This window comes from Gluconobacter sp. P1C6_b, assembly GCF_018811945.1.
GTDB lineage: Bacteria > Pseudomonadota > Alphaproteobacteria > Acetobacterales > Acetobacteraceae > Gluconobacter.
This window is the reverse complement of the sequence record NZ_JACRVU010000015.1, coordinates 32,806-51,301: the sequence shown is the minus strand read 5'-3', so window position 1 is coordinate 51,301 and position 18,496 is coordinate 32,806. Positions and strand designations below refer to the sequence as shown.

At 51.5% G+C, this 18,496-nt stretch carries 11 protein-coding genes and 3 pseudogenes; 8 read left to right on the top strand and 6 right to left on the bottom strand.

The genetic code is table 11. The features are described from left to right. Window positions 1-24 precede the first annotated feature (24 nt). Window positions 25-1,175 (top strand): IS3 family transposase gene (locus KP701_RS11115; protein ID WP_211562425.1). Its coding sequence is split into 2 segments (ribosomal slippage): window positions 25-283 and window positions 283-1,175, totalling 1,152 coding nucleotides; the frame shifts between segments, so codons are not numbered across the junction. Between the two features lie 27 nt (window positions 1,176-1,202). Then, window positions 1,203-2,180 (top strand): annotated as a pseudogene (locus KP701_RS11110) (IS5 family transposase); the annotation flags it as partial. A gap of 212 nt (window positions 2,181-2,392) precedes the next feature. Here KP701_RS11110 and KP701_RS11105 read toward each other — a convergent pair. Next, window positions 2,393-4,033, bottom strand: a complete 1,641-nt coding sequence (locus KP701_RS11105; protein ID WP_194265663.1) for an NAD-dependent malic enzyme — start codon at window positions 4,031-4,033, stop codon at window positions 2,393-2,395. Window positions 4,034-4,139: 106 nt separating this feature from the next. Here KP701_RS11105 and KP701_RS11100 point away from each other — a divergent pair, with 106 nt between their 5' ends. Next, on the top strand, window positions 4,140-5,051 hold the full coding sequence (locus KP701_RS11100) for a LysR family transcriptional regulator (RefSeq protein WP_194265664.1): 912 nt from the start codon (window positions 4,140-4,142) through the stop codon (window positions 5,049-5,051). Window positions 5,052-5,128: 77 nt separating this feature from the next. Here KP701_RS11100 and KP701_RS11095 read toward each other — a convergent pair whose 3' ends face one another. Next, window positions 5,129-6,019: a LysR family transcriptional regulator gene (locus tag KP701_RS11095; protein WP_194265665.1), complete on the bottom strand. Its 891-nt coding sequence runs from the start codon at window positions 6,017-6,019 to the stop codon at window positions 5,129-5,131. Window positions 6,020-6,123: 104 nt separating this feature from the next. On the opposite strand from KP701_RS11095, the gene KP701_RS11090 reads away from it, so the two are divergent. From KP701_RS11090 to KP701_RS11070, 5 genes are all read left to right on the top strand, one after another. Then, on the top strand, window positions 6,124-7,809 hold the full coding sequence (locus tag KP701_RS11090; protein WP_215747245.1) for an alpha-keto acid decarboxylase family protein: 1,686 nt from the start codon (window positions 6,124-6,126) through the stop codon (window positions 7,807-7,809). Between the two features lie 182 nt (window positions 7,810-7,991). After that, window positions 7,992-8,531, top strand: a complete 540-nt coding sequence (locus tag KP701_RS11085) for a sorbitol dehydrogenase family protein (protein ID WP_228120856.1) — start codon at window positions 7,992-7,994, stop codon at window positions 8,529-8,531. 23 nt (window positions 8,532-8,554) lie between these two features. Continuing rightward, window positions 8,555-10,198, top strand: a complete 1,644-nt coding sequence (locus tag KP701_RS11080; RefSeq protein WP_215747244.1) for a GMC family oxidoreductase — start codon at window positions 8,555-8,557, stop codon at window positions 10,196-10,198. Window positions 10,199-10,202: 4 nt separating this feature from the next. Further along, window positions 10,203-11,630, top strand: coding sequence for a cytochrome c (locus tag KP701_RS11075; RefSeq protein ID WP_194265669.1), 1,428 nt, complete (start codon window positions 10,203-10,205; stop codon window positions 11,628-11,630). Between the two features lie 19 nt (window positions 11,631-11,649). Continuing rightward, entirely contained in the window at window positions 11,650-12,207 is a 558-nt protein-coding gene (locus tag KP701_RS11070; RefSeq protein WP_228120854.1) for a lipocalin-like domain-containing protein, read from the top strand. 265 nt (window positions 12,208-12,472) lie between these two features. Here the strand turns inward: KP701_RS11070 and KP701_RS11065 are convergent. The 4 genes and pseudogenes from KP701_RS11065 to KP701_RS11050 form a co-directional block, all read right to left on the bottom strand. After that, window positions 12,473-12,592 (bottom strand): annotated as a pseudogene (locus tag KP701_RS11065) (IS5/IS1182 family transposase); the annotation flags it as partial. 54 nt (window positions 12,593-12,646) lie between these two features. Beyond that, window positions 12,647-12,938 (bottom strand): annotated as a pseudogene (locus KP701_RS11060) (integrase core domain-containing protein); the annotation flags it as partial. Window positions 12,939-13,050: 112 nt separating this feature from the next. Further along, window positions 13,051-14,970 carry a glycosyltransferase gene (locus KP701_RS11055; protein WP_215747243.1) on the bottom strand — a complete coding sequence of 640 codons (1,920 nt, stop codon included), beginning with the start codon at window positions 14,968-14,970 and terminating at the stop codon, window positions 13,051-13,053. Then, window positions 14,967-18,434: a glycosyltransferase gene (locus KP701_RS11050; RefSeq protein ID WP_215747242.1), complete on the bottom strand. Its 3,468-nt coding sequence runs from the start codon at window positions 18,432-18,434 to the stop codon at window positions 14,967-14,969. Before KP701_RS11050 ends, KP701_RS11055 begins: the two co-directional genes overlap by 4 nt. Window positions 18,435-18,496 lie beyond the last annotated feature (62 nt).

Sequence of the window (18,496 nt, the reverse complement as noted above, 5' to 3'; positions counted from 1 at the left end):
TCCGATCGAGAAGGATACGGACGGATGAAGCGCAGTCGTTTTACGGAAGAGCAGATCATAGGGATCCTGAAGGAACAGGAATCCGGGCTGAAGGTCTCTGATCTTTGCCGTAAGCACGGGATCAGTGACGCGACCTTCTACAAATGGAAGACCCGTTATGGTGGCCTTGAGGTATCCGAGGCCAAACGGCTGAAGGCGCTGGAAGATGAAAACAGCCGCCTGAAACGTCTTCTGGCGGATGCCATGCTGGATAATGCGGCGCTGAAGGAGATCGTTGGAAAAAAGTGGTAACGCCTGTCGCGAAACGGCAGGCGGTCCGACACATTCAGGAAGCTCTGGCCCTGAGTGAACGCCGAGCCTGTGCGCTTGTTGGTGTTGCCAGGCGTGTCGCGCGGTATGTTTCTACCGGAGCGGACGATGCTGCCCTGCGCCAGCGCCTACGGGAACCGGCGGACCAACGACGCCGCTTTGGCTATCGCCGCCTGGGTTATCTTCTGGCGCGGGAAGGATTCAGCCCCAATCACAAGAAGCTGTTCCGCCTTTATCAGGAGGAAGGGCTGAAAGTCCGCCATCGGGGTGGCCGCAAGAGGGCACTGGGGAGGCGTTCTCCCATGACCATCCCTCAGGAACCCGGGCAGCGCTGGAGCCTGGATTTTGTCTCGGATGCCCTGATCTGTGGCCGCCGGTTCCGCATTCTAGCTGTTATCGACGATTTCAGTCGCAAGAACCTGGCATTGGTTGCCGACACGTCATTATCAGGTGGACGGGTGGCGCGGGAACTGACGGCCCTGGTAGAACGATATGGCAAACCCCTCATGATTGTCAGCGACAACGGTACGGAGTTCACATCCCATGCCATCCTGAAATGGGCGGATGAGATGAAGATTGAATGGCACTATATCGCCCCCGGGAAACCGCAACAGAACGGCTTTGTCGAAAGTTTCAACGGCCGGTTGAGGGATGAATGCCTCAACGAGACGCTGTTCACGTCTCTCAGCCATGCCCGACAGGTTCTGGCTGACTGGCGGGAAGACTACAATACGGTGCGCCCCCATTCCCAGCTGGGTGGCAGGACACCGGATCAGGTCGCCAGACAAGTGTTTCGGGGGCATGCCCCCGAGACACTTGTCATCCCATCAACCCAAAGCCATAAAAAACGGGAACTCTCCTTTTGAGTGGATACAAAAAAGGGGGCACGTCAATTTCGTCCTGATCTGGATACAGCGCTGGCCTATGCAGACGGCAGTAAAGGCGGTCGTCCGCCGTTTGATCCGGTGCTGATGTTCAAAATCCTGGTCATCCAGACGCTGAACAATCTGTCCGATGAACGGACGGAATACCTGATCAATGACCGTCTCTCCTTCATGCGCTTTTTAGGCCTGGGGCTGTCGGAGCGTGTGCCTGATGCCAAAACCATCTGGCTGTTCAGGGAGCGTCTGACCCAGGCGGGAGCAATTGATGTTTTGTTTAACCGCTTTGATACGACCCTGCGTAATGCTGGTTATCTGCCGATGTCAGGCCAGATCCTGGATGCCACGCTGGTAGCGGCTCCGAAGCAGCGCAATACCAACGATGAAAAGACTGATCTGCGGGAAGGACGGATCCCACAGGATTGGCAGGATAAACCGGCAAAGCTGTCCCACAAGGACAGGCATGCACGATGGACGCTGAAGTTCACGAAGCCGAAGCGGCAGGATGATGGAACCATGCCATCCAGCGATCTGGCTATCCCATTCTTTGGCTACAAGTCCCATGTCTCCATCGACCGGAAGTTTCGGTTCATCCGGAAATGGAAGACGACGGACGCCGCCGCCAGTGATGGTGCGCGATTAAGAGAGGGGCTGCTGGATAAAACCAATACGGCCTCAAGCGTCTGGGCAGACACGGCCTATCGCTCCAAAGCCAACGAAGACTTCATGGCAAAGCAGGGCTTTGTCTCGAAGGTTCACAGGACGAAGCCGCATCTCAAACCTATGCCACTCCATATCCAGCGGTCCAATGCAGGAAAGTCCGTGATCCGATCCCGCGTCGAGCATGTCTTTGCCGATCAGAAATCGCAGACGGGACTGTTCGTCCGAACTGTCGGTATCACCCGGGCCACCATGAGGATCGGCCTTGCCAACATTGTCTATAATATGCGCCGCTTCCTCTTCCTCGAGAGGTTGAACGCAAGCGCGTAGCCATCCCACTGGCGATGGGCCGGGATCTGCTCAAAACGCAGAGCGAAAGTCACCCCGGAAACCCTCAATCAAATCGCCAAAAGCCTGAAATCGCTAGCCAAGCGCATCAACCAACGGTTCTTCGATCCCTCCAATCGCCAATGCCGTCCTCAAAACCGGCCTGCCATGGCGCATTCGCTCCGCCGCTTAAACACAGTTGCTAGAGGTAGACTCTACTGCCCATTCGCCGATGTGTATTCCGGACGGTAGAGCTTGGACTCAATCCAGTCCACGATGTCTTCGGGTTCAGGGACCTGAGCCAGGCCCGACTTGAAGATTTGACGCGCGATTTTGATGGCCGTGTTGATCTCCACACGTAAGACATCTTTTTGCGGCGGAAAAAGCAGACCGTGGGCACGTTGTTCTGCTGTGACTTGTTCGGCGGTTGCCTTGGCCGCCTCGAGAAAGACCTCGTCGGTGATGCGTCGTGCCTGTGTTGCCCAGACAGCCAGTGCCACGGCGGGGAAGATGTAAAAATTATTGGCCTGGCCGGGGGTTAGCGTCTTGCCATTCAAAGTAACATCATCGAACTGGACACCAGCAGCGAAGAGCGCTCGGCCGTCGGTCCAGCGATAGGCCTGTTCGGCAGTGCATTCCGCCTTGTCGGTGGGATTGGAAAGCGCGAAAATAACGGGCTTGTCGTTGATGCTTGCCATGGTGCGGACGACTTCTTCGGTGAAGCCACCCGCGTTGGTACTGACGCCGATCAGGACAGTGGGCTTAATAGATTTGACGGCTTCTGCAAGATCTTTTGTCGCTGCATGGGAGTGAGCGAACACTTTTTGCGAAGGATTAAGATCCTGCCGCGAAGGTTCGATCAGTCCGTTGATATCCATCATGGAAATGCGGGCGCGGGCATCAGTTTCAGAAAGGCCTTCGTCCTGTAGCGCACTCACGATCATATTCGCGATGCCGATCCCAGCAGAACCTGCGCCGTAGAACAGGATACGTTGTTCTTTCAGCGCCTCACCCTTGATCGATAAGGCTGTGTCGAGGCCCGCGATCGTAATGGCCGCAGTCCCCTGAATGTCGTCATTATAGCAAAGGATCTTGTCACGGTATCGCGCCAGTAGGCGGATAGCATCGTCTCCTTTCCAGTCTTCAAAATGCAGGCAGCAATGAGGATAAAGCTCTTGAATGGCTGCGACGAGTTCATCAACGAATGCGTCGAGTTCGTCTGACGATGGGGGTGCCTGCCGCAAACCGAGATAGAGTGGATCGTCAATCAATTTCTGATTGGTCGTACCGATATCCAGCAACATCGGCATCAGGCCCTGAGGTGGGATGGCGGCGCAGGCTGTATAGAGTTGCAGCTTGCCCACCGGAATGCCCATGCCGTTGGCGCCAATATCTCCGAGCCCGAGAATACGACCGCCGGAACTGACGCAAATGAAGCGCACATCTTTTTCGGGCCAGTTGGCGAGAATCTCTTTCACATGCCCTTTGTGACGCAACGAAAGATACAGGCCTTGTGGTCTCTCAAAGAGACGATTGTACTGAAGGCAGGCATCAGCGATCGTCGGATCGTAAACAATCGGAAGAAAGCGTTTCGGATCGGACATCACAACCTTGAAGAACAGTGTTTCGTTACGCTGTGACAAGCCGTTCAGATGCAAGAAGCGCTCGAGATCGTTGCTCTTGCTGTCCAGCTGCCACAGGACGCGCTCCATCTGCCGATCAAGAGTTTCGACGGCGTCAGGTAGGAGGCCGAGCGTACCATTCTTGTGCCGCTCCTCATTCGTGAAGGCGGTTTCGCGGTTGTGAACCGCATCCAGAAGGGGAGGGAGTGAAGATGCAGTGCGATCGGACGTCATGTCTGTCTCCATTCATTGATGAACAGACAATGGATGTGCGTTGATGGTGCTGGTAGTCGCATAAAAGGCATTGTATCTGTGTATAAAATGCAAAGATGGCCCCTCAATGCACGATGACGCCGGTGACCTGAGATTTTTCGTACTCCTCGTTGAAGCGGGAAATCTGACTGCCGTCGCACGTCATCTCAACGTTTCGGCAGGAGCTTCCAGTCGAAGACTGGCTCGGATGGAGGAGCGGCTTGGCGTACGGCTGGTCACAAGGACATCAAGACGCTTCGACCTGACGGACGAGGGACAGACGTTTTATGAGCGTGCTGCAGAGATCATGACTGATATTGAAGCAGCCGAAGCCGAGATCTCCGCCAATCAAAAAGAGCTTCGTGGTGTTCTGAGGATTGGAGCACCACTTGAACTGGGACGTCGCCGTTTGGCTGATTTTGTCAGCGAATTCGCCGATCGTTTCCCGAAGCTGCGCGTCCATCTTCTTCTGTCGGATGAAGGGCTGGATGTTGTTAATAGTCGCCTTGACCTGGCCATTCGGATTGGCATGCCGAATGAAACGGGGGTTGTTGCGACAAAAATCATGAGCAGTGAACGAGTCATCTGCGCTGCTCCAGCCTATCTTAAGAAATTTGGCATGCCTGCCACTCCTGCCGAATTAAATCGGCATCGCTGTATTTGCCTGATGCGTGGGCATGAGCTGGGAATGCTCGACCGATGGCGGCTGTCTCGTGAAGGAGAAGATCAGGTCGTTGAGGTAACGCCGCATCTATCGACGACGAGCGGCGAAGTGGTGCATGATTGGGCACTCAAGGGTAAAGGCATCGTGTTCAAAGTCTTGTGGGACGTCGGCGACGACCTGCAATGCGGCAGGTTGGTCCGTCTTTTACCGGAGTACCAAGGGGAGACGATCGGATTGTTTGCAACGATGCCAAGTCGACGTAACGTGCCTCTGCGCGTTCGAACTTTTCTCGACAATTTAAGAGATTTTCTGGCGCATCGACCGTCATGGCATTAGTGAAAATAATTAATATGTATGATCGGATTTTTGTAATTATTAATAGAAATTACGGATAATATACTCAATATTATATTCTAATTATTGCTTCCTATAGCCAGAAGAATTTGATGGAAATTGGCGCTTGGTCCAGTCAATTCCGTTTCAAGGGTGGCAAGCGAGATGCTGGCTCGAGGTGAGGGGCCGGAGATGGGATGGAATGTTGCGCCATCAGCATGAATTTGTCGTAGGTAAGCCGGAACGACTGCTACACCCAGTCCCGCCGCAACCATTGGAATTGTTGCGGTGATCTGAGGGGCTGCTTGTCCGAAACGCGGAGTAAAGCCGCCTTGTTGACAGGCTGAGATAATAGCATCGTAGAAACCGGGGCCGAGTGAGCGATCAAAAATAAGAAATGGTTCTTTGGCGACGTCGATTAATTTGAGCGTGTGGCGCTTGGAAAGTGGATGGCCTTTTGGAATGGCGATCAGGGTTGGTTCATCAAAGAGAGGATGGAGTACGATTTCCGGATCTGGCGCTGGCGGGCGTACAATGGCGAGATCGACCCGGCGCTCTCGTAAAGCCTCACAGAGAGCGGGAGTGTTACTCTCTTCGAGTGTGATTACAATATCGGGCCACTGCTCTCGAAATGCTCGTATGGCTTTAGGTATTAGAGGTAACAGCGCGACGGCTCCAGCCATCCCTATTCTAAGACGCCCTTGTTCGCCAAGAGATAATCCTTTGGCCAGAAGGTGAAATTGATGTTCAAGGCGCAGAATTGTCTGGGCTTTTTCAAAAAGCTGCTCCCCAAAATCCGTCAAGACAGCTCCACGTCTAGACCGGATAAAGAGTTGCACTCCTAGCTCTGTTTCTAGGGATTTAATCTGCTGGCTGAGAGGGGGCTGCTCGATATGGAGCACCTCTGCGGCTTTTGTGAAGCTGCCATGCTCTGCGATGGCCACGAAATAGCGTAGATGGCGAAGATCCATGTATCCATATGATATACATATGACAATCAGTCAAAATATATATTGGACGTTTAAAAGAGGGGCATCCATCTTGGGGGAAGAATTTTTATTGGAGATACTGAGTTATGGCTTTCACTGTTGGGCATTATCTCGCTGAACGGCTGACACAAATCGGTCTGAAGCATCATTTTGCTGTTGCTGGTGACTATAATCTGATTCTGCTTGATCAACTGATTGAGCATGGCGGTATGAAGCAGATCTATGACTGCAATGAGTTGAATTGCAGCTTCGCGGCGGAAGGTTATGCGCGCGAAAATGGTGCTGCTGCTGCTGTGGTGACGTTTAGTGTCGGTGCAATTTCAGCAATGAATGGCCTGGGTGGGGCTTATGCTGAAAATCTTCCCGTCATTCTGATTTCTGGTGCGCCGAACTCTAATGATCATGGGTCGGGCCATGCCCTGCACCACACGATCGGCACGACAGATTATAATTATCAAATGGAGATGGTGAAGCACGTTACGTGTGCGGCTGAGAGCATCACCTCGGCAGACACTGCACCTGCAAAAATCGATCACGTCATTCGGACCGCACTGCGCGAAAAAAAGCCCGCTTATTTAGAAATTGCTTGTAACGTTGCGAGCCAGCCTTGTGTGCGCCCAGGTCCGGTTTCGTCGCTTCTGTCTCACCTGAAGGCAGACGAAGTCAGCCTCAAAGCTGCGCTCGAAGAAAGTCTCGCGTTTCTTGAAAAAGCCCAGAATGTTGTCATTCTTGTCGGGAGCAAGCTGCGCTCTTGTGAGGCGCTGACTGAAACAGTGGCTCTTGCAGACAAGCTCGGTTGTGCCGTGACTGTTATGGCTGCGGCCAAGAGCTTCTTCTCTGAGGCGCATCCGGGTTTCCGCGGAGTTTATTGGGGGGAGGTCAGCAGCCCTGGCGTTGAAGATGTCATCAAGAGCGCTGACGCTGTTATCACTCTGGCCCCGGTCTGGAATGATTATTCGACTGTCGGTTGGCGGGATTCCGTGCGTGGAGAGCATGTGCTTGAAGTGGACCCGGGTCGTGTCACGGTGAGCGGTAAGACTTTTGAAGGTTTCCGTTTGAAGGAATTTGTGGCTGCTCTGACAGAGCGGGTGTCCAGTAAGCCTGCCTCTCTGGTGAAGCCGTATACTCCCGTTGCGTTGCCAGTTGCTGACGCTGCCAAGCCGCTCACTAATGATGAGATGACCCGTCAGATCAATGCGTTGGTCGATGGAAACACGACGTTATACGCCGAGACTGGTGATTCCTGGTTCAATGCAACGCGTATGCATCTGCCTGAGGGTGCCAAAGTTGAGTCGGAAATGCAGTGGGGACATATCGGTTGGTCTGTGCCGTCCATTTTCGGTAATGCCCTGGCTGCTCCTGAGCGTCAGCATGTTCTGATGGTTGGTGATGGCTCGTTCCAGCTGACGGCACAGGAAGTGGCGCAAATGGTTCGCTATGAACTGCCGGTTATCATCTTCCTCATCAATAATTTTGGTTACGTCATTGAGATCAAAATTCATGATGGCCCCTATAATTATATCCAGAACTGGGACTATGCCGCTCTGATGCAGGTCTTCAACCAGGGTGTTCCGGGCGTAGAAAGTGGTAAATACGGACTGGGCCTGCACGCTACGACAGGTGAAGAACTGGCTGATGCCATTGAAAAGGCAAAGAAAAATACTCGTGGACCAACATTGATCGAATGTAAGCTTGATCAGACAGATTGCACCGAAACGCTCGTGCAGTGGGGCAAATTTGTTGCAGCAGCCAATTCCCGTAAGCCTGCCTGAAAATAAGTAATTTTATTCGTGCATGTGCCTTCTTTTAAAAACAGGAAGGTACATGCACAAACATGTCTAGGAGAATAAATAACAGATCGTTTTAAAATAAAAATTTATGACGAAAAATACAAGAATGGGAGTATATATTATATTTAGTTAAGAAATTCTATTTTGTGAAGTGAGTGTTTCTTATGCACATATCACGCTCTACCAGCCCTCGGATCGGAAGGCGCGGGTTGCTTTTGGGTATGTCGTCTCTCAGTGCCCTCTTTTGTGTTCAAACATCTCGCGCTGCGCCATTGCGTGGTGGAATGTTGCGTTCCGGAATGCTGCATCAGAAGTTCATGTCGGTCTCATCTCTTTTGGTGCCGCATAAGCTCAATGAAACTATCGGAATGAGAACAGCAGATGCAATGATCGCGACTGTTCCTGATTTTCCTGAACATTTAGAGCAGCTAGCATCGTTCATTGAGGCTAAAAAGCCCGCTGATGTTGAAGAGCTTATGGAAGCTTTAGCAGATGTTTCTTTGAAAAATGCCGCTCAAAGCATCATTGAATCTTGGTATACTGGTGCAGTTCAGGGGGTATCCACTATTTCCGTCATTTCTTATGAAGAGGCTTTGATGTTCAAAGTCACGTCTGATGTGATGACGATACCCTCTTATGCTATTTCTGGGCCCAATGGCTGGACGGCGGACGCTCCGCCTCTTTCTCAACTTCCGATTTTTTGAAGCTGATATAGGAGCGCGCTGAAATGGTAAATGAGACAAAATATGACGTCGTTGTCGTCGGAACAGGCGTTGTTGGGTGTTTGATCGCCGAACAAGCTCTAGATGCTGGTTTGTCAGTGCTTATGTTGGAGGCTGGGCCCAGGGTTGATCGACAGACCATCGTAGAAAATTTTCGAAACCTTCCTCCGTCGTTGCGACATCACTGGGATGCGCCATTTCCTCCGCCACCATGGGCACCAGTTCTCGAAACACGCACGCCTGGCGAAGAAAATGCTTATCTGGATCTGACAGGGCCTAATGCCACGGCTTACCAGCAAGGTTATGTTCGGTATGCTGGCGGAGCGACGTGGCACTGGGCTGGCATTTGTTGGCGAATGACCCCTGACGATATGAAATTAAAAAGCCTCTATGGAGTTGGGCGCGATTGGGCTTTTGATTATGAGACTTTAGAGCCGTATTATGCTCGTGCAGAATATGCTCTAGGCGTTTGCGGTCCAACGGATGCCGCATTGCAATGGCCTCCCAAAACGCCTCGTTCCCGGCCTTATCCCATGGGTCCGTTACCTTTGGGGCCAGGAGAGCGGCGCTTCACCGATGTTATGGCACCACTCGGCCTGCAAAATTTGCCTGCACCGCAGGCGCGCAATAGTGGTGTTAGTTATGATGGACGTCCTGCGTGCTGTGGCAATAATAACTGTTTTCCGGTCTGCCCTATTGCTGCAAAATATGACGCAGCCACGGCACTGCCACGCATTGAGGCCAAAGGCGGAAAGCTTTTAACCAATGCTGTTGCCTATCGCATTGAAGCGGATGACCGTCATAAAATACAGGCTGTCCATTATTATGACCCTCATCGCACATCACATCGCGTAACAGGGCGTGCTTTCGTCATTGCCTGTAATGGCATTGAGACCCCCAAACTTCTGCTCTTGTCCAAAGATGATCGCCATCCAAATGGAATTGCCAACAGTTCCGATCAGGTAGGGCGTAACATGATGGATCAGCCGAAGTTGAAAGCGACTGTTGAAATGAGCGAGCCGCTTTGGACTGGGGTTGGACCTGTACAGGGCAGTAGCATTCTGAACACCAGTCAGGGCGACTTCCGTAGCGAATATGCTGGAGCCATGTTCCGTATGGAAAATATGGCCCGAGGCTCGATTGGTGCAGCAGAAGCGTTAAAAAAAGGTCTGTACGGACGTGCCCTCGATCAGGAAATTCGCCGCCTGTCTGCTTGTACCGGGCTGTTGGTTGTGGAGCATGAGCCTCTTCCGTCTTCCATTAATCGTCTGACGCTGTCGGATAAAAAAGACTGGTTAGGCCTTAATCGCCCGCGGATTTATTATGATGTTGGCGATTATGTGCGGCGTAGTGCGGAACAATATACTATTCCGACACTTAAAAAGATGGCAGCGGCTTTAGGGGCGACAAAGTTCGATCTGAATCCTGAGTTCTTGCATAGTGATCACATCATGGGAGGCTGCATTATGGGAAAAGACCCATCAGACTCAGTTGTCGATGTTGATTGCCGTTCTCACGATCATGAGAATCTCTTTCTTCCTGGCGGGGCAGCAATGACAACCGGCGGGAGTGGAAATAGCACGATTACAATGGCAGCGCTTGCTTTGAAGGCTGCCGATGCAATTGTGGCACAATTCAAGACGGCTTGATCTCATGATACAGCGATCCTTTTTCTACACAGTTACAGTCTGTTATTTTGCTGCCATTGCTCTTTCTGCGACACATCCAGCAAAGGCTGATCCACTTGGAAACCCACAGCGTGGTCAGTATCTGGCAGTTGCTTCAGACTGCGTAGCCTGTCATACGGCGCCCCATGGACAGCCTTTCGCGGGTGGGTTGGCCATGCATACCCCCTTGGGAGTTATGTATTCGACAAACATCACTCCGTCTCTTTCAGCAGGTATTGGTCACTATTCGTTAGAAGATTTCGACAAAGCTGTTCGGCGTGGCGTCAGAAAAGATGGTGCCAACCTGTACCCAGCAATGCCGTACACAGCTTATTCCTATCTGACGGATCAGGACATTGCTGATTTATATGCTTACTTCCAGAAGGAGGTTGCTCCGGTAGATAAAAAAGGACCGGTTACAGCGCTGCCATTTCCGATGAATATCCGGTTCTCCATGTCTTTTTGGAACATGTTGTTCCTGAATGGAAAACCCTATCAGGGTGATGCGACAAAGTCGGCAGAGTGGAACAGGGGAGCTTACCTGGTACAGGGGGCGACGCATTGTGGAACCTGCCATACACATCGTGGGTTCCTGATGCAGGAAGATCTGGCGCACCCGCTGTCGGGAGCCAGTCTTGGAACATGGTACGCACCAAACATTACCCCTGACACAGTCAGTGGTATTGGGAGTTGGAGTGATCAGGATCTTACGGAATATCTCCGCACGGGACGCCTGCATGGCAAAGCACAGGCCGGAGGCGGAATGGGTGAGGCTGTTGAACACAGTTTCTCTCATATGTCTTCTGGTGACCTGAATGCCATTAGCGTTTATTTGCGCAGTTTAAAGCCGGTCAGTGATCCGAATGATCACGCTTCGTCCAGATTTCAGCAAGGCCATGACCTAAATCCGTCAGTCGAGCTGCGGGGGGTAACCCCGATTCTAGATCATAACGACAACACCGCCAGTGGAGCGGCTCTCTTTATGGGGAACTGCGCCTCGTGTCATGGGGCCAGTGCTCAGGGAAGTAAAGATGGTTATTATCCATCCCTCTGGCATAATTCGGTGACAGGGGCGTCTCGTGGCGACAACCTCATTTCAACAATTCTGTATGGTGTCTCTCGATCGGTAGAGGGGCGCCAAGCCTTCATGCCAGGTTTCGGCGGAAAATCGGGAGATGCTGTACAACTGGACGATAGTCAGATCGCCAGGTTGAGCAATTTTGTTTTCAAAACATATGGTCGACCAGACGTTCAGGTCACACCACAGGATGTTGCGCTTATCAGAAAGGGTGGGCCTGCCTCTCCATTATTGCTGTTGTCCCGAGTTGGCATGGCGGCGGGAGCAATACTGGTTCTGATACTGTGTGCCGTAGTGTTCGTCATAAGACGTCACAAAACAATAAATGTTGTTTAAAAATAGAAAGGATATGAGTATGTTTGAAAAAGTACGTAAGTACACAAAAGTTATGCTGATTATGTTTTTTGCGGGATCTGTGTCTATGTCTTCATTGTCATCTGTCCATGCTCAGGAAGTATCAATTCCGGAACTTCCAAAGCAGGTTGATCCAGACTTGAAAAAGAACATAGTCGGGGTTTGGGAGCTGGTTTCTTATAAGGTTCAGGATAAAGAAACCGGGAAGTTGATTGACGCTATGGGCGCCCATCCGCGTGGCCGCGTCATCTTCACCCCTGACGGTTGGGTTGCGTTTAATCTTGAAGGGAGTGATCGTCAGCCTGCAAAAAATGACGCAGATCGCGCGCATCTCATGAAGACACTCGTTGCCTATATTGGCCGCTATCGTGTGGAAGGTAACCAGTGGGTTACAAGTGTACAGACAGCATGGGCGCCAGAATGGGTTGGAACAGAGCAGCGTCGTAATATCGTCGTGAAAGGGAATGAAGCTGATGTTCTGACGCCTTGGCGGATTATGCCTAATTGGGATAACGGAAAAATGTCCCGCAGTATTATCCGTTTCAAACGGGTCAATTAATCCGGAAAAGCCGGCGACCGTGCTCTACACTCTTAAAAAAGGAGCGAGCACCTGGAGGGTTCGAAAAACCCTCTGGTTTTGAGTCTGTCTCTGTGATTCCATTTCTCTTGCATTGATTGATGGAATGGAAGATGGAGGGATCGAAGAACCGTTGGTTGATGCGCTTGGCTAGCGATTTCAGGCTTTTGGCGATTTGATTGAGGGTTTCCGGGGTGACTTTCGCTCTGCGTTTTGAGCAGATCCCGGCCCATCGCCAGTGGGATGGCTACGCGCTTGCGTTCAACCTCTCGAGGAAGAGGAAGCGGCGCATATTATAGACAATGTTGGCAAGGCCGATCCTCATGGTGGCCCGGGTGATACCGACAGTTCGGACGAACAGTGAGGTGGTCCCGTCTGTTCGGACAGTTTTTTGGGTTAAATAAGCTATAGCCGGTTGTTGTTATGCCGCCATTCTGACGGCACTGTTGCTGGTTCCCGGATCTGGGAACATCTGCCCGTTACGATACACCTCATCAGACCTACGTCCAACCAGCGCCGTATGCGGACGCCTTTCGTTATAATGGGCGATCCATCTGCCAAGCCCGCCCCTCAGATCCGGTCTCGAACGCGTGCAGGTAGACGCATTCGTATTTCAGCGATCGCTACAAACGTTCGATGAACACGTTGTCCAGCCATCGCCCGCGCCCGTCCATGCTGATGCGGATCTGACGCTCTTCCAGGAGCCCATAAAACCCGTCCTCTCTCAGGTCGGGTTATAGCTTATCGCCCTGTCCGAAAAACAGGGGCCACCTCTTTATGAATATGTCTGCAAAATCTGCACTTCCGAGCCAGACATATTCTACATCAATCCAACCCATCAAATTTTGGGACTAAATACCTAGCATAATCCAACGACCAGCGTTCATACGGTCCAAAGCCCTTAACCTGAGAATTGCGCGCTTTCCATGCGCCAAGTTCCTGACCGTAACGTTGCTGGATGAATTGTTGTGCTTTTTTGACTGTCCTACGCTGAGAAACATCCGTGTCAGGCAGGCGAGTGGAGGATTCATCGTGACGTAAACGGGCAGATGGCACAATAACAACGCGTTTCCCCGCTCGCCGAGCCCGCAGACACAAATCAATATCGTTCCAGGTCACAGGCAGAGCTTCCTCCAGCCCTCCGATCTGATTGAATAATGTGCGGCGAATTGCAAGGCAGGCTCCGGTCACTGCGGGCACGTCATACTCAACATCAACATTTTCAGAAAATGTTTCGCCTATCCCGACATGAGTTGCCTTAGGTCCGACCTCCAGGTCGACCCCAGCATGTTGTACGGTCCCATCAGCAAACAGTAGGACTGCCCCGGTTATCCCAATGTCCTGTTGCATCAGAGGGGCAATGAGATAATCAAGCCACAACGCATTGATGACGTCCACATCGTTGTTCAGAAGGACAACCACGTCTCCTTTAGAATGAGCAACACCAACATTGTTCAGATGCGACCAGTTGAACGGACCTGGAGCATTAACCACTGTAACATTCGCACGCTGCCCAGCATTAAGCAGAACTGATTTGGCATCTTCATCCGTCGTTCCATTATCGACGACGACGATTTCAACATGCGGGTAATTCGTGCGGTAGTAGATGGCCTCTAAGACGCGACGGATCAGGCCAGGCTTGTCCTTGGTGGGGATAATAATAGACACGCTAGGTTGATGGGGAGGAAGTCTCAGAAGTGCAGGTCGCACGTCACCAGAAACTTGCCGCGCTCGATGGAGCAAAATGGCAGGAAGATGGCGGATCTGTTCTGTTCTCAGGGAGCTCGACACCATCTCCACTGTAATTCTTCCTGTTGCCAGAAAATCTTGAAACAGCCGTTCAGATAAATCGCGTCGAAAGAGGATTAACCCCGTCAGAAAAGATGAATGCGTTTTGTACCGTATCCATTTTTCCTTAGTCCAAGGGTTACGATATCCAGTCCGGTCTCGAACATCCTCATCAGCATAGATAAGTCCGGCATCGGACGCAGAGGTCAAGGCTTTCCCAATTAGTGCACAAGCGTCTGGTTCAAGACGATCATCCACCTCAAGAACGGCAGTCCAACCTGTCGTTTTAATATCTCGCCCTGTCCTCGCCAGGGAAACATGATGGTCACGGGCCAAGCTGAAGAGGCAGTAAGAGCGTATGAAGCGGTCTGACGACAGGATACACAGGTGCCAGTTCGAATCTGTCTGTATTTGGAAAGATGCAAGAAGCCCACGCAGCTCTTTTTTCCAGCGAGAATGGCTCCGCTCTACCCGGACCACAAAAGAGAGAGGCGGTAGTGAAGCTACCTCCTGCTCAGTCTTACAGACATTCTGCGCTACGAGACTGCGCCAATAATGGTAGGCCCTCAGATCATTGCATCGGAGTACGCCCTGATCCAATGGCAAGCGGCGCACCTCATGGCATGTGAGAAATTGAAGAAGTGTTTCGATGGTGTCGCTTGAGCCATCAAGAGAGGGTATAGGCGGCACAGGACGAATGCCATGCTTCTTGATATTCGTGACCCAGTAATGGACGCATAGTTCGCGCGGATCAGACGAGATGCCCAGATTGTGAAATTCTTCAGATGCCAGCAGACCACTAAGAAATACGCCAGGTTTACCGCCACCAGCAAGAAACGAGACATTGCTGTCAATTCCAGCGGGATCCGCCACACGTCTCAAAATAAGGTCGTAAGCGCGGACAACCAATTCGTAACACGCAATCTTGTCGTCTTGCTGCAAGATGACAGCACTCATTCTCCGGTTCTCCCCACCTGGCTTATCTGCAGTTGCTCAGGGAATAGGGCTTCTTGGAGAGAGTGACGCATCGCTTCGAAAGAAAAATGTTTTGTTGAGAATTCTGTCTGCGCCCAAGATTGGGAAAGCCAGCGTTCGTCGTCAGCAAAAAGTTTCATGATGTCATTGGCAATGGCCTGCGCACTGTCTGAAACACAGAGAACCGTCTCCAGATCTTCAATGCCCTCAGCACCTGTGGAGGTCGTCACCAGTGGGAGGCCATAATGCAAAGCCTCAACGACCTTGCCCTTGACGCCTGCCCCGAACCTCAGCGGAACAACAGCAACACGGCTGGTCTCGTAGTAGTTTTGCAGATGGTTGTCACTGACCCAGCCTGTGACTTCAACTGATGGTCCAGCCAGCACCTTCACAGCTTCTGTCGGATGAGACCCTACGAGCAGAACACGCGCATCAGGGTATTGATGCTGAACAAGCGGCAGAATGTCTTCGACCAAGAAACGCGCTGCATCTTCATTCGGCGGATGAGCAAAGCCAGCGACAAACAGAATTGTGCGGCCTTCGACAATCTTTTCCCGACGATGGGAATAGCGATAGCAGTACGGCACAATAGAGCGGACATCAGCGTTTGGCTCTAAAGAAAGCGCGTGGTCCCGCTCTATCGTCGAAAGATAAAGGCTTCGGTCGAAGAGCCTCCACAGGCGCCGTTCCAACTGCTCCATTTCGTCGGACTGGCGGGAAAGACCCTTGTCCCCTTTGAGACGCGCTTCACGCCGCATTCTATCAAAATGCAAATCATGGCCATAGAAGCACAATTCCAAATGAGGTCGAGAACAAAGCGCAGGCAGGAACTCGAAAGCAATACTGGGGCGGCTAACGAGAGCGATGTCGATGGAATCACCACGTTCATTGAGCCATTCATCAAAACTTCCCTGCCAACGGTTATCCACCACTTCTACGCCCATATCCTGAAGAGTCGGCGTGTAAATCGGCGAGTAGGCGCGGTTCTGTGGCCAGAACTTCACGACAAAGCCAGACTGAATAAGGCATTCGATGACGTTTGTAATGGTGCGAGATCCAGCATCCCTGTCTGGCTCTGGGACATAATGGTCTATAATCAAAATGACGCGCTTATTCCGCCCGCGGTCAACGGCACGATAGAGATCTGCCGAATTTGGATAATGCTGCTTCTCCAGCACATCTCGCCAACGGTCAGCCATGAGCTTTTGATTGATAACTTGACGGGCTTTAATACCACTCGTCAAATCGGTTCCGTGCGAAACGCCCTCATGATGGATAACGACTGAGCGTGGCGCATAGACAACCTTGAAACCAGCATTCCGCACTCGAAAAGCGAGATCAGTATCTTCGTAATAGGCTGGCGCGAAATGTCTATCGAACCCCTCCAGTATCTCGAACAGCGACCTTCTAATCATGATAGCTGCACCAGAGATATAATCGACCTCGCGGGGGTAGTTGAACTCCGGCTGCAGAGGGTCTCCGTTACGCCCCCAGTTCCAGCCAGAAGCATCACTCCAGATAACCCCCCCCGCTTCCTGTAAGGAACCATCCGGGTAGATGAGCTTGGAGCCAGTCATTCCCACACTCGAATCACGCTCAAGCAAGCTCACCAAAGCATCAAGGGAATTTTCAAGGATTTCAGTGTCGTTATTCAGGAAGAAGAGATATTCACCAACCGCCAGCTTCGCTGCGGCATTGCAAGATTCCAAAAACCCAAGATTACTCTCATGTCTGAGATGACGGATTCCAGATACAATCTCGGACAAGCGAGGCTCGTGGACATCGTAAGGATAGGCGTCATCAGCCAGGATGATTTCAAAGGGAACATCTGGCAGATTATCAACAAAAGACCTGAGGCATCGGTAAGTTACATCATCCTGTCCATAGGCAGGGATAATAACTGAAACGACAGGCCTGTGACTGGTTGGGATAGCGAATGGCGTAAAGACCACATCATCGGCTTGATGCTTAACGGGTGAGGTAGGGCTCTCACGAGGGGACAACCCGGATGTATGAGCGGCTTCCGTTTTCTGCTTAAGAGTTGCGAAATATGCTCGGCGAAGCCTCAGACGATGAGCAATTTGCCCTGTTGCAGTCCACCAAGCTCCCTTTGCGACAATCCGCGCCAAACGTACTAACCGGGGCGAGATGCCAGCCATGGTCCTGATTGGGAAGCCGACATGCCAGCTCCGACTTGGCTGAAACGCATTAATATGGCCCTTCGCCTGCTGAGCTTCCTCGGAGAGACGACGCACAAGGAGACGCCCAGATTCTATATCGGCCTGCCAGGCACGGGCATCTGCCTCACGCACGGCATTCTGATGCGCTTCGATATTCTCAAGAAATTTTTTGGTTTCCCGTAATTGCTTTTGGGAAACCAGAAGCTCTGCCTCGGTGCGCATCTGCAGTCCACGCAATGATGCAACATCGCTTTGATTTTGGCTCATCTTTTGCGTGAAAGCTGCTTCAAGGCTGCTCATCTCCTGATGGAGCTTTGCAACCTCGTTTCGTAGCTGTACAGCTTCTTCCTGATAGTGTTCCACACTCTCAGAGCAGGCGGAAGAGGTACTGTTCTGGTATTCTATTTGGGCTGCTTCTATCTCGTGCAAACGATCTAAAGCCTCACTCAATTTTTGCTCTGCTTCGATAGCGCGACGCGCCTGTGTCAGACGCTCGGTCATATCAGTGTCGAGATCTGTCCGATGAATGTAGAAGGAGTTTGGGATCTCTGGCAGAGGATTGTCAGAAGCGAATGCAATCAAATAAGGCGCATGCGATGGCTGAGACGAGACTTCAAAATAATTGGCATCGCGCTTTTCAAAAACCAGGGGCTCACAGCTTGATTGTTCTTCTGCCAAGATAATCGACCCAATCATGGGTTTCTGGATGAGAAACGCAACATGACGGAACTGCTTCTGTAACAGATCAACGAAATTACTTTTGGTCAACTCATGAACATGGAATGGATTTCTAGGTTCTCCAGCTGCTGAATAGACATCCGTATCGGGTGAACTGATGATTAAAAGCCCCTCTGAACGAAGTGACCGTTTTATCTCTCTCAGAAACCCGTCATGGTCTTCGATGTGCTCAATGGTCTCAAATGAGAGCAGCGTATCAAAGGACTGGTCCTCAACGGGGAGCTTTGTGGCATCTCCCTGAGTAAATCTCAGGTTGGGTCGAGGGAACTCGCGACTGGCATGGTTGACGGTCTCGGCATCAATATCTACGCCCTGCACAAACCGCGCAACCTGGGCAATCATTGCTGCCCCATAGCCTTCGCCCGAAGCAACATCGAGGACTACTCGGTCAGCACAGAACTGTTGTGCCATGAGGTAGCGATGATAATGCTCTACTTCAATCTGACCGGAAATATCCGATGTGTACCTCTCCCCGTTGAATACGAGGCTGTTTTTCGCCTGTTCTCGGCGGATAATCTTCGGTATCACGGAATGATTCTCGTCTAGTTTGTTTTGTAAAAAACTTTAACATATCCTCTGTCATATTTACA

Bases quoted from the DNA above. Each gene is read 5' to 3' on its own strand.
- KP701_RS11105 (WP_194265663.1), bottom strand. From the start codon at position 4,033: ATGACGTCCGATCGCACTGCATCTTCACTCCCTCCCCTTCTGGATGCG.
- KP701_RS11100 (WP_194265664.1), top strand. From the start codon at position 4,140: ATGCACGATGACGCCGGTGACCTGAGATTTTTCGTACTCCTCGTTGAA.
- KP701_RS11095 (WP_194265665.1), bottom strand. From the start codon at position 6,019: ATGGATCTTCGCCATCTACGCTATTTCGTGGCCATCGCAGAGCATGGC.
- KP701_RS11090 (WP_215747245.1), top strand. From the start codon at position 6,124: ATGGCTTTCACTGTTGGGCATTATCTCGCTGAACGGCTGACACAAATC.
- KP701_RS11085 (WP_228120856.1), top strand. From the start codon at position 7,992: ATGCACATATCACGCTCTACCAGCCCTCGGATCGGAAGGCGCGGGTTG.
- KP701_RS11080 (WP_215747244.1), top strand. From the start codon at position 8,555: ATGGTAAATGAGACAAAATATGACGTCGTTGTCGTCGGAACAGGCGTT.
- KP701_RS11075 (WP_194265669.1), top strand. From the start codon at position 10,203: ATGATACAGCGATCCTTTTTCTACACAGTTACAGTCTGTTATTTTGCT.
- KP701_RS11070 (WP_228120854.1), top strand. From the start codon at position 11,650: ATGTTTGAAAAAGTACGTAAGTACACAAAAGTTATGCTGATTATGTTT.
- KP701_RS11055 (WP_215747243.1), bottom strand. From the start codon at position 14,970: ATGAGTGCTGTCATCTTGCAGCAAGACGACAAGATTGCGTGTTACGAA.